Annotated in this window: 11 protein-coding genes and 3 pseudogenes; 3 read left to right on the plus strand and 11 right to left on the minus strand. The window is 36.9% G+C overall.

Annotated features, from left to right (window positions below):
- From IEY48_RS19575 to tnpC, 9 genes and pseudogenes are all read right to left on the minus strand, one after another.
- Positions 1-591: IS110 family RNA-guided transposase (locus tag IEY48_RS19575; RefSeq protein ID WP_188923239.1), on the minus strand; the 591-nt coding region annotated here is incomplete at its 3' end.
- A 346-nt stretch (positions 592-937) separates the two neighbouring features.
- The gene (locus tag IEY48_RS19580; RefSeq protein WP_188923240.1) at positions 938-3,127 is read right to left on the minus strand and encodes an ankyrin repeat domain-containing protein; all 2,190 of its coding nucleotides are present in this window, start codon (positions 3,125-3,127) and stop codon (positions 938-940) included.
- Positions 3,128-3,387: 260 nt separating this feature from the next.
- Positions 3,388-3,804 carry a hypothetical protein gene (locus tag IEY48_RS19585; protein ID WP_188923241.1) on the minus strand — a complete coding sequence of 139 codons (417 nt, stop codon included), beginning with the start codon at positions 3,802-3,804 and terminating at the stop codon, positions 3,388-3,390.
- Between the two features lie 418 nt (positions 3,805-4,222).
- Positions 4,223-4,873, minus strand: a complete 651-nt coding sequence (locus IEY48_RS19590) for a hypothetical protein (RefSeq protein WP_188923242.1) — start codon at positions 4,871-4,873, stop codon at positions 4,223-4,225.
- The gene (locus IEY48_RS19595; RefSeq protein ID WP_188923243.1) at positions 4,866-5,435 is read right to left on the minus strand and encodes a hypothetical protein; all 570 of its coding nucleotides are present in this window, start codon (positions 5,433-5,435) and stop codon (positions 4,866-4,868) included. Before IEY48_RS19595 ends, IEY48_RS19590 begins: the two co-directional genes overlap by 8 nt.
- 379 nt (positions 5,436-5,814) lie before the next feature.
- Positions 5,815-6,588 (minus strand): nuclease-related domain-containing protein, encoded by a 774-nt coding sequence (locus IEY48_RS19600; protein WP_229786596.1) that lies wholly within the window; start codon positions 6,586-6,588, stop codon positions 5,815-5,817.
- A 223-nt stretch (positions 6,589-6,811) separates the two neighbouring features.
- A complete protein-coding gene (gene tnpA / locus IEY48_RS19605) occupies positions 6,812-7,111 on the minus strand; it encodes an IS66 family insertion sequence element accessory protein TnpA (RefSeq protein ID WP_188923244.1) in 300 nt (99 codons plus the stop codon).
- A 233-nt stretch (positions 7,112-7,344) separates the two neighbouring features.
- The gene (locus IEY48_RS19610) at positions 7,345-7,854 is read right to left on the minus strand and encodes a hypothetical protein (RefSeq protein WP_124732280.1); all 510 of its coding nucleotides are present in this window, start codon (positions 7,852-7,854) and stop codon (positions 7,345-7,347) included.
- 310 nt (positions 7,855-8,164) lie between these two features.
- A pseudogene (tnpC, locus tag IEY48_RS19615) lies at positions 8,165-9,236 on the minus strand (IS66 family transposase); the annotation flags it as partial.
- 49 nt (positions 9,237-9,285) lie between these two features.
- Between tnpC and IEY48_RS19620 the strand changes: the two are divergent.
- From IEY48_RS19620 to IEY48_RS19630, 3 genes and pseudogenes are all read left to right on the plus strand, one after another.
- Positions 9,286-10,419, plus strand: a pseudogene (locus IEY48_RS19620) (ISAs1 family transposase).
- Positions 10,420-10,514: 95 nt separating this feature from the next.
- A complete protein-coding gene (locus IEY48_RS19625; protein WP_124732279.1) occupies positions 10,515-11,027 on the plus strand; it encodes a hypothetical protein in 513 nt (170 codons plus the stop codon).
- Positions 11,014-11,721, plus strand: coding sequence for a polymorphic toxin type 44 domain-containing protein (locus IEY48_RS19630; protein WP_188923245.1), 708 nt, complete (start codon positions 11,014-11,016; stop codon positions 11,719-11,721). Before IEY48_RS19625 ends, IEY48_RS19630 begins: the two co-directional genes overlap by 14 nt.
- Positions 11,722-12,153: 432 nt before the next feature.
- Here IEY48_RS19630 and IEY48_RS19635 read toward each other — a convergent pair.
- Both IEY48_RS19635 and IEY48_RS20645 read right to left on the minus strand, forming a co-directional pair.
- Positions 12,154-12,522 (minus strand): annotated as a pseudogene (locus IEY48_RS19635) (IS66 family transposase); the annotation flags it as partial.
- Between the two features lie 6 nt (positions 12,523-12,528).
- Positions 12,529-12,645 (minus strand): IS3 family transposase (locus IEY48_RS20645; RefSeq protein ID WP_133306622.1); only part of this gene is annotated, 117 nt, incomplete at its 5' end.

Genomic DNA, 12,645 nt, shown 5'->3' on the forward strand with positions numbered 1-12,645 from the left:
GGTATTAATTCTGTTTAAACGTGTATTAACACTTTGATATTCGTCCCAGAAGTCATTAGCCATCAGTTTAATAATCGGACGTTGTGACGCATCGTTAATGATGTCCCACATAGCCACTTCAAATGCTTTATAGCCTTGGGCAAAGCAAATCCCAAAATCGACTAATACACCCCGAATTTGATTAGTGCAGGCAGTTTTCTCCTTCACTAAACGTTCTCTGACTCGGTGTAACATCAATATTTCTTGCTGCTCTTCGGTTTTCACTGGCACGAAACGAATGTTTGGCCTAAAGCTGGCTTCAAAAATCGCCATTGTGTCATTGTTGTCATTTTTACTGCCTCGCACGAACGGGGTGACATGTTGGGCTGGAATGAGCTTAACGTTATGCCCCATAGCAAGAAATTTTCGTCCCCAGTAATGGGATGAATAGCAAGCCTCAAATACCACATCGCAATGGGGTTGTTGCAACATAAACTCAGTCAGTTGAGTGCGATTTAACCGTTTATTGAAGACTTGCTTTGCATGGTTATCCATTCCTAAAACTTGGAAAACATTTTTTGCCAAATCAATCGCAATAGTGGTAACTTTCATAGTGGACGCTCCTTAAGTAACTGTATGGTTCAACATCAGTTTGGCGCATTGACGCCGTATTAGGGAGCGTCCATCTCATCACCCATTATTTGAGCACGGGCCAAAAGCCTGTTGCAACCTGCTCGTCGTCCCGGCAATGCTTTTTAGCCGGGATCCAGGTGTTTGTTTTGTACTTTTGTACTTATGCCAGCTCACGTATTCTTTTATAAAGAGTCTTCAGCGGCCTCAAGTTCAGAGTTGAATTTGGACATTTACAAGCGAAATTCAACTTATTAATGGACACAAACGATTTATGAAGCTGTTGTTTAAGTTTAATTTTTATAAATTTTACTCTGACCCGACAAATTTAAATTGGGGCTGTTAATGCACATCCATAAACAGAAGAAAAATTAAATCCACGTGTGCTGCACCAATCTATTGTTCGATAAGATTCTGAGTATGATTTTATCTCACAATAACCTAGTGCCTTCGCTTTACCATGATATCGATTAGCAGCTGTTTTTTCATAAGTGACATCTTGAATTTGCATAAATCGTGAGCTAGTTCGATCGAAAAGCTTAGCACAATGACTTTTAAGTCTGTTCGGCGCAATGAAATCATTGAGTCGTTGTCTAAGTTTTAGCTTCGTCGGCTCATCACTTCCCCAATCAGTATTTACCTCAATCGTAAATGCCACATATTTTGTACGAGTGTCATTTTCTATTGCTTGATTTGGAGTAACGACCACATCATGAGAGCCGGTTTCTGCTTGATTAATGCTGTAGTTCTTGGATGCTATCTCTTTTTGACGCTGTTGCAGTGCAATCATTTGACTTGCTGCTAAAGCTTCATTTTCTTTGATTCTTTGTGCTCGATCACTAGCAAACTGAGCATTATCTCGACGGACTTTTTCTTTGTTAGCACGTACTTGTTCAGAATAAGCTTGTTGATCTGCGTTTAATTGCCTTTGTTGAGCAAGCATCTCCTCTTTGGCTTGAGATACCTCTTTTAACCCTTTTTTTAATTCGCTATTGAGTGTTGTGGCGAATATCTCAAAGGAGCTTTTCTTAGGGTTTTGTATATCGTAGGCTCGTTGTTCTAATGCCTTTTGCTTTTGAGCTAAACGATCTTCCTGCTCCCATACTTGTCGTTCATATTCAGCTTTTATTTGAGCTTCTCTTTTTTTATTTTCAGCAATCATATATGCCTGAACATTCGTACTATATTGCTCAAAAGCAGTTTTTCCTGTCTGGTTCTTATAATTAGCATTTACACCATGAGCAAAAAGTAAAGCCTCTATCTTTTTTTCATTTTCATTAAGTGGCCTTCCATTTTTAGGATACACAAATGATAAGGGATATTCTCCCTTATCATTAACATGATTAACATTAGCTCCAGCTTTCACTAATAATATGGCTGCTTTAATATCATTATGAGTAAAAGCGATAAGCAGTGGGGTATTTCCTTGATCATCGGTAATTTTGTCTAGGGCTGCTTTTGACTTAACCAATCGCTCAGCTACCTCATGATGTCCTTGTTGTATAGCAATAGTTAACGGAGAACTAATATTAACGTCGCAATTTAATGATACTAATAAATCAACCATTTCTAACTGATTGTAATTGGCTGCATAAGCTAAAGGGGTTAAGCCATTTTTTGTCGTTGTGTTAATGTCAGCACCTGAAGATATTAAGTATTTAACGATGTTGACATGGCCCTTTTCTGCTGCTGCATGCAATGGAAGTAAACTTTTACCTTTACTTATATCAGCGCCTGATTCTATTAACAATTTTACAGCTTCAAACTTTCCGAAGTACGCAGATTGAAATAAAGGTGTATGTTCAACTGTATTGACAGCATTGACATTAGCTCCAGCCTCAATCAATGATCTTATAATAATAATCTGATTTGTAATGGTTTTTTTCGTTGTATCTTTCGCTTCAAGCGTAGCAAAGTGTAAAGAGGTCATATCGTCACTGCCTTTAGAATTAACATTGGCACCATATGATATTAACATTTTAACAAGATCAGGATTGTTGCGTGCAATCGCATAAGCTATGGGGGATATTGAATTGGACATTGATTGATTAACATCTGCGCCCAAGACTAGTAATAGATTAACGATTTCATCATAGCCAAGAATTATCGCGGAGAATAGTGCCGTAACCCCATCAACATTGACTGTATCAATGTTCGTTCCAGAAGAGATAAGCAATGATGAAAGTTCAAGGTTATTGTTTTTTACAGAGTAATGTAGTGGTGTAAGATCCTGTTTATTTTGAACATTAGCCTCTGCACCATTTTGTAGTAAATATTTGACTACTCTAGTATCGTTATTACTTACCGCTGTCAATAAAGCAGTATTACCGAGAGGGTCGGTTTGATTTATATTAACCCCATTTTTTACTAATTCTTCCATTTTTTCATAATCAGTTTTTACAATTGCAGCATTAAGTGGCGGTGTACCATTTAATTCACTTGGGGAATAAGGGTCCGTAGTGCATCCTTGCAAAAAAACAAAAAAAATATAAAAGAGAAATAGATTAATTATTTTCATTTTAAGCCAGCCTATCATTCATATATGTTAAATGAGTATGATGGACATGGCGATTTGATAAGATCGCAAAAACAGCCCTGATAACAAAACCCTACAATATTTGAAGCTTTAAGTAAATTTTGACTAGTGAATATAATCAATTTTTTTGTAACTGTTTAAATTATATCTATTTTGTAGCTTACTAGTTTTGTATTTTCGGTTGAAGTCTGCACCCTAGCTCAAAAATTTTACAACATGTGTAAATAAATAAGATGGCTTTATTAGGGATTAGCCTCGCTGAGGTTTAATATTCGTGTAATTGGATACACAATCAATATCAACAGCACACAGAATAGTGTGTAGTAAACAACACCTTCAGCTGGCGCTTTAGAAATAGGTTCATAGAAAAAAAGTGCGATACAAAACGAAAATATTGAAAAGCCGATCTTTCGCGGAACATGGCAGATGTCGAATTCAGTTACGATAAGTTTAAACCAAGGAAAGCCACAAAAAATAGATATTGATACAATTGGAAAGATTGTCGTACTCCAATTTTCAATTGTTTTTCCTACTGCGAGTTGACTCGTACTGGAGTTTGAAAATAGAGCTAACATTACTACCGAGGTTGTAGCAACCCAAGACAAAAATATAAATATTTTTATTAATTTTATATACATATCTGGCAGTTCATTTTTCATCGAGATCCCCATAAAACGATAAAAAATCAAACTGAATCTGAAGTTTTTAAGTTGTTATTCAGTAGCATAAAAACATACTGTTGAATAGATAATTTGTCAAACTATGGGTGCATTATGTCAATGTATGGGTTCAGCGACAGCGATTGTCGCTGGAAGCAAAGCCTGACATAGGCAGCCTCCAGCTTTCAATAACTTACCGAAAAGATGTAACCATACTCTGACATAAAATGTACCCATAGTCTGACAAATCGGAACTGCACCTAGATACTATAATTATGAATTGTCATTTTATTACAACTGAAAGCGTATCTCTTAGTAACTCGTTTTTGGACAGAACTTTGTTAACGATTAGTGTTATTTCGCATTAGTTTGGGTATCCTAAAGTTCTGTCTAGTGTGTCGGGGTGAACATCATTTCATCATACATCTGGCTTCCTGTTGAATTTACAAGTTAACCATGGAATAAAGTCGTATAACACCCTGAACATAAATGCAAACAGAGCGGAGAAGATTGCTACGTAACCTAAATCAGAGTTGGTATATGAGGATTCAACTTCTTTGAACTCAACATTAGACTTCACTCCAGATGTATTCGGTGTAACCTTAATCTTTAATAGCTCTGATGAAATTACAGAAATGTTTAATTGGTTGTCCTCAATGAAACTATCAATAACGACCTTTTTTGACGCTGCACCCACGTTACTAAATTCTACTTTCCCAAAGGTGTGTGGTGGCTCTGTTGTATAAAAAACTCGGAAAAGTGAAGGGATTTTATCAGTGTCGACATCGATGGAGAATAGGTAGTCGTCAATAGTCGTCTTGCCTATGTTTGTAAGCTTTATAGTAGTGATATACGAATTTTCCACATTCTGACCGAATAGTTCATGTTTACGATTACCTACTTCTTGGGACGTCAAAATCTCTTGGGGATTACTTAGCTGAATAAATACCTCTTTCTCTGGTGCAAACAAGTCCTGTATATATGGCGTTGCCCATACACCAATAGGAATCAAGACAAGTGCAAGTAGCAAAGGGTAAATATAAGTGGGAAAAATCTTAGATTCAGCCATTTTCTCTATCCATGCTTTTGATTGTTAGTTTATGAGCGACATACTTTATCTGCTCTTCTGTACTAACTGGAGTGTGCTCTTTATCAGGCATTGATAGCTTTATTTCTAAGTCAAGATTCATGATTTTTTTGTCATTGGTAGTTATTTTTGACTTTATTTCGTCAACGTATAGAGAGCCAAACCTGTTTTTTTTCTTAATATCACGCTCCAAGTTTTCTAAAATTGGCTTTTGGTACTCCTCAACATGTGCTTTTATCTCATCTTCAGTGACCTTACTTTTAATTTTACTTTTGATAACTTCATAAATACATAAAGTAACAGTTGCCGATAGTGAACCAACTAAAAACAGGATAAATGAGCCACGTTCTACCCTATCAACGTCTAGGTGAATATTGTTGTTAATGAACTTTTGAATTTTGGTACGACTTGTTCTCTTGTTCATGTCACACATAGTTTCAAAGACACTCTGCTCCACTGCCTTTTGAAAGTGAGACAAGAGAGCCGTTAGTGTAGCTGAAGATAGCCTGTCTGGTTTGCTTACCAGTTTGATATTGATATCCATAATTGTAGCTTGTTCCTAGGTGAAGACTTGCAGGTCAGAATTACAAAACCATAAGCATACATATACAATCAAGTTATTAAAATATAATACAAAAAAAATAAATGGAGTGAAAAAATCTAAGATCTATTTCACACTCTCTTTTCTATGCGCAAATTAAATTTGGACTGCCCACACTCTTCTTTGTGCTCCATCGCATTAGTCGCGCATTTCTGATATTAGGAAATTTAGTCAAATAACACATTACGATAAAATACGCTCAATAGATTGAAACTCATAATGGGGCATAAATGATTTACACTGTAGTGACACATTTCTGAACTTGAGTTCAAGATGTGTCTGACTAAAGCACATAAAGGACTACTAAAATACACACCGACAGTTAGTTGAGTTTTTCCACAGCCCTACATTTGGGAAAGTTTGAACAGCCCCAAAATTTAGATCCTGCATTTTGGCCTTTTTTAGCTTCACGTAACACCATATCTGATCCACATTTTGTGCAAAGCTTGTCGGTAGTTTTTTGCTTAATGATCACTTTAACATGAGCTTTATGGGCTTGGTTTGTTGAAAATCCTCGCGCTAAACGACCTGATTCAATATTGTTGATGACATCTAAAACTTGCTGTTGATTCAGTAGTTCAGCAGAATGTGAACGAATGTATGATAAGCAACCACTTGCATAAGTTACATTTTCCGGCATCTCCGTTTTAAACTCGCTCTCACCGATAAATACAACAACTGAGAATAGTGCATCAATATTGATATTAAGCTGCGATTCTAGTGTTTTTAAATGCTTATAATTTTGATGGATTGGATTCTGAAACTTAGATGAGTATTTAAAAATTTTCTGCGTCCACAGCTTTTGGTTAGCAGAGCCAAAAATCCATCCTTTCATGTTTTTTGTTTCAATAATGAACACACCAAATTTAGATACAACAATATGATCAATTTGAGTGGTACCATTGTCAGTTGGCAGGGTAATATTTTTAAGTCTGCGATACTCGTTATGCGGTAACCTCTTGAGTATCAAATTGACCTGAAACTCACCCCAAAGACCTTTAAACCAAGGTGTTGTGGTGATATAGGTCAATAAAATAACAGGGAATATATACCAAACGTTGAGAGCAGCATTCATTAAGATTTCAATTAAATCCACAGCAACATCCTTATTTGTCGTTGGAAGCAAAGTCTGACATAGGCAACTTCCAGCTTTCAATAACTTACAGAAAAGATATAACCATACTTTGACATAAACTGTACCCATAGTCTGACAAATCGGAACGGCACCTAGATACTATAATTAAGAATTAATGATAATCCATCAATAGACTTTCGCATGTCGGTGACACCTGATACTAGGTACACATTACCGGTCGGTGTCATAGCAATGCAGCAACCCAATGTCTAATTTGAGCTTGGCTCAGCGTAGCAGGAAATTCAGCGCGAATACCGTTGGTAAAGGTAATGTTCACCGACAGAGCTTGCGTATATTCATGTTCATCGACAATGATGGGGTGCAAGGTTTGCATGGCGTCAGGAACGCGCAGCCGCTTAGACCAATAGTAGAAGGTTTGATAACTGATGCCGCTGTCTGTACAGAATTGCTTAATGGATAGCTGGCTTTGTTTTTGTTGTTCAACAATTGATACCCAATGGGCGCGCTTTTGTTCTTGGTTCATAGTACCTCCGGTGAAAAAGGCACTATATTAAAGCGTGAGTATTATTGGTATGTGGGGTTAATTAACCGCTTACTTATTAACTATGTGATTTATCATCATGGTTCTTCGCAAGCTAATCGGCAGTTTGGGGTACATTACTGTCTCATGTTGTAGGCTATCGAGTCGCGAAAGAAATGATTGTTGATGGCGAAAGCTTATGAGATCTGATCAAGAGACAGGATAGTATTCTGTTTTTAATCCAAGATTATTATATCCTCGAACTTTTCATTATCATAATTTATCATAGAAATTTTTATGCAACAGTCACCATGCTTTGTTATTTCACCATTTCTAACGTGTTCATATGATCCTATAGATTTTGGTTCTAATAACAACCCGTTTTTTTGATAAACTACAACATTAACCAATCCACTCCCTAACGCACCAGCGTTATAGCTTCTTAATACAATAGTGCTATTATCGTTTGCTTTATAAACAGCCTTATATTTATGACTATACGAAATGAAATCGGATATGTGGTAACAAGCCAAAATAAAACCGACAACAAAAGCCCATGATTTAACTTTCACTTTCAATAAAATAAAACTAATCAATACAAATATAAATAAACATAAATTTAATGCCACATCAAATATTTTGTAGTTATCAAAACTATAAATGTATAAATGTTTATCTGTAAACATAACAAATATTATATAAATAGCAATCAAGGTAAATAAAACAATCCCAGTAAGTTTTCTCATAGTATTTTTCTGCTAATATTTTATAGTGATATCTTAGGGTAATACTATATACATAGCCAGGGCAACCGCATTAGTGTGTGTTTTTTGAACACTATGAATTATTTCAATACTGAATCACTTCCAATCATTCATGAAGTGATAGCGTACTAATAGACTGGACCTTAAGCATTTAAATGCTCAAATATCGACTCCAAGCTGTTGTCTTGTCTCGATTTTGATTGTTGGGAACGACAACATTTTTTTGTGATAAATGTTATTGCCCAACCCTGATTAGCCTTTAATTGGTAAGCGGTCAATTAACTAGTGAAGGTTATTCTGCTTCACCTAAATCATCATTCCACGGCAGCAAATTAGACAGTTCATCTGATGGTGCACGCTTGGGTAATTCCGTAAATAGATGACGGAAATAGTAGTAGGGATTCAAATCATTGGCACGGCAGTTCATCACTAGGCTGTATAAATTCGCACTGGCTTTAGCCCCCCCACCGACGTCGAGAACATCCAGTTTTTTCGCCCTGTGGTAAACGGCCGGATATCCCGCTCTGTCACATTATTATCAATACTGATATCCCCATCTTCAAGATAGGTCAGTAATTTTGGCCATTGATTTAAGGTGTAACTAATGGCTTTACCTAATGCCCCTTTAGGTAAAATATGTTGGCTGTTTAACCAATTGTAAAACTCATTAAGGATAGGTTCGGCTTGTTGCTTTCTTTGCTGTTGACGCGCTTGTGCGGTTAAGTATTTTGCCCGCTTTTCTATGCCGTAAAGTTTGGCAATATAACTCAGTGCTTTTTCGGGTTTGCCTGCTTTTTTTGAGGGGGATATTTTTTGTGCATCGGTAAATTTACGTCTGGCATGTGCCATACAAGCGGCTTGAGTTACCTGCTCAAGCGCATTGTAAGCACTGTAGCCATCGGTCAGGAGGTAGACTGAGTATCCCGTTAGGAAATCCTTTACACAGGCGGCTGCACGATTCGGTTGATAGTCGTAATAACCGCAGGGTTTTCTGTAAATTCACCACTGCGGTAAACCTACATGTACGACTTAGTTTCGGCTTTTCTGTCTTCTTCTCGAAGGGATTGTACAGTTGTTTCATCGGCACAAATGAGTTTTCGCTCAGGAAGCTTATCCTTCATTGCATCGATAATGGCTTGGACTTTATCATCTAGCTGTAGACACCAATTTACGAGTGTGCCTCTGCTTATATCAATTCCTGAGTGGTTTAAAATATCAACCTGGCGATACAGTGGTAATGCGTTCACGTATTTAGCGGTGACAATAGCGGCAAACGTTTCAGCACTGCCGATGCTTTTAGACAGTATGCTCGCAGGCTTAGGGGCGGTAATGATTTTATTCCTGACTTGTGTTTTTTCACATTGAATAACTCATTATCTGATCAAGGAATAATAGTTTCCTTAGTAAATGACAATGAGTACGACTTTTCTGACACATTTTAATTCAATTACAGATCCTCGTATTGAACGTTGTAAAAAACATCAACTCATCGATATTCTTCTACTCGCTATCTGTGCAGTACTCTCTGAGGCCGAGGGGGGGGAGGATATTGAGGACTTTGATCACCTTAAGCTTGATTGGCTAAAAAATACGGTACTTTCCCTGGTGGTATACCAAAGCATGACACCATCGCCCGTGTTATTTGTCGATTAAAATCAAATGAAATAGAAAAAGCCTTTCAGCCTTGAATTTCACCTCTGATAGAAACGACAGGCGCTGATATTATTGCCATTGATGGAATGACTGCACGACGCTCATTTACTACACAAGACCGAAAAACGGCATTGCATACCGTGAGTGCATGAAGTTGCCAGCACCAATTAGTACTAGGGCAAACCGCTGTTGATAATAAAACGAATGAAATAACGGCAATACCTGAGTTACTCGCGATGTTAGATATTGAAAACAGCATCATCACGCTTGCTGCAATGGGATGCCAGCAAAGCATTGCGAAACAAACTATCAAGCAAAAGGCTGATTATATTTTCGCACTTAAAGGCACTCACTCAGGCATGCAGGATGAATTAGAAGCTTGGTGGCATAAAAGTCAACGAGAAGGTTTTGATGAAAATAACATGGATGAGCACATTGAAATGAACGCTGGACATGGACGTATTGAAACAAGAACTTGCCAACAGTTATTGATAAACAAAGACTGGCTCGCTAAACCTTACAGATGTCAGGCTTGCGGAGTGTTATTCAGGTTACATCGCAAGTTCATGATAAATCAACGGGTACAGATACGATAGAAACACGTTGATATATCAGTTCATTAGCCCAAAATGCAGCGCAAGCGCTCAATGCAGTACGAAGTCATTGGCAGGTTGAAAGCATGCATTAGATGTTAGATATGGCTTTCAGTGAATATGAGTAGATAATACGGAAACAACAAGGCCCACAGGTATTTAATGTGATGCGTAAAATTGCCATGGTTTTACTTAAGCGAGATGATACAAATCAGCTAGCATCGCGAGGAAAAAGAAAATGGCAGGGTTAGACGATGATTATCGCTCAACCCTGTTGGAGTCTGGAATTAAAATTCGCTAGCCGTGCAGATTCAGCCCCCTGTATAACCATTACATTTGACGATCTAATACTTAATATGTTATTTTTTTGTTTCAATTTACTTAAAGGGACTTTTTATGTTTCAAAATCTACTCAAACTAGGTGTAATAGCATTTTGCTTTTCTCTATCATTTTCTAGCTCCGCAACTCAAATAGAATGTTCAAAATTAGAAAAGAATAAGTCTGTGGAGATAGAGCTTAGTAAGTTCTATGGTTACTCTAATTGTTTTTCTTTTTATAATCTTCAACCAAACACTCAAATTGATATAGTGACTTTTTCAAAAGATAAGGTCACTAATAATATTAAGCTTTATGATATAAAAAATGGTAATAGTACTTATATATCTGAAAGTAATTCAAATGGAGAAGGAGTCAATATCATCTCATTGAATTCTACTGACAGAGATGTAGCTTTTGTATATAAACCTTTGAGTAATCTGGACTCTAATAAGAATCTACAAATTTCTTATAATGATGTAAATGATTCCATACAGGTATTTATTTCAAATGAAAATGTTGTAGATACAAGTAATTCAACTGGGAATCAAGGTGGCACTTGCAAACGAGGGATTTGTGATGAAGAACATTAATTATATATTCTTATTCTTATTCTTGTCCTTGTTAAGTAGCAAAGTAAGCGCGACAGAAGTATGCACTGAAGCACAAGAACCCCCAGCAGGTAAACCAACTAATTTCGATATAAATGCTAGTTTAAATAAATTTGATGCTGCTAAATCTGCATTTGATGGGATTCCAAATGTTGCATATAGAAATATGCTTAAAGCATCATATATGGCTGCTCAGTTTGGACCAGGTGCACCATATGATTTAAAAAATAATCCAAATTATATGTCTTCTGAAGGATTTGGTAATTGGTTTTATGGAGCTGCGGCCCAACGTATGGGATATTCAGCAAGTCAAGCGACGAGAGCGGGTTCAATCGTCCAACAGTATCAAAATTATAGAAATACTGGACATGCTGACGTTGGCGACTTGGGTAAAATGGGTGAAGGGATTATAGATTCAGTCAACGGTATCAATCTAGATAATCCTGGAGATAAAACAAAGATTCTTGGTGGATATGATTATAGCGAAAATGTATATGAAGAAGACCCTAACTCAGATTCAAATCCTGACTCATGTAATCCTTTGTCAAGTTTAGCTAGTACTTCTGGCTATGGTGGAGGGTGGGTAGGAGGAAGTAGTACTGGCTTTTTTATGTCAACCGATACTAGCTGTATTCTCGCTTGTTCTTCTGGGTATGCAACTATAATTGATTTGTAAAAATTGAGTATTTTTTAGCTAAGACTTGATCTAACTAATATATTTAAAAATGGTAACTGTTAGTTTAGGTTTTAGCTAAATCCACCCCAATCTATGACATTTTTTCGTGTATTGATTCGTGTATTGATTCGTTTTATTTGATCATTTGATCATTTGATCATTTGATCATTTGATCATTTGATCATTTGATCCAAAATTTGCTATTAATTACCGTTTGATTGGCTAATATTTTCATCTTTATTAATTAAATCAAGACTATGATAAACTCCTGAACCATTGCATTAGTGCTTAATTTTTAATCTAGGCGCTTAAGCCAGCCTTTAATACCGCCTCAAGCATTAATGTATTCATAATGCATCGTTTTTGTTTTCCAACAATGCTTATTTTGGTCTACTCTGCTCGTAAGTAAGCGGTAAATGAAGCAGTGAAACGTTAATCCAAATTGTTCAGAACAACATTCCACGGCATTAAATCGGTTAAATCATCGGTAGGCTGGCGCTTGGGTAACTCGGTAAACAAGTGTCTGAAGTAGTAATATGGACTAATATCGTTCGCTCGACAGGTCATCACTAAACTGTATAAATTCGCACTGGCATGCGCGCCGTTGACTGACGTTGAGAACATCCAGTTTTTACGCCCCGTTGTGAACGGGCGGATATCTCGTTCAGTGACATTGTTGTCGATGCTAATGTCACCATCTTCAAGATAAGTTAATAATTTTGGCCATTGGTTTAGTGCATAGGTAATGGCTTTACCTAAATACCCTTTGGGAAGTACCTGTTGTTTCTCCAGCCAGGTTTGTACTGGTCAAGCCAAACTGGACACTTTTAATTGAGAATTTTCAAACTCTACCGGTGACAGATCACCATTAGCTGAATGAAGTCGCTCCAAGTTGTAATATTTCATGTAAGCCGTCACATCTTG

Origin of the sequence: Shewanella saliphila, assembly GCF_014648295.1 — a bacterium.
GTDB lineage: Bacteria > Pseudomonadota > Gammaproteobacteria > Enterobacterales > Shewanellaceae > Shewanella > Shewanella saliphila.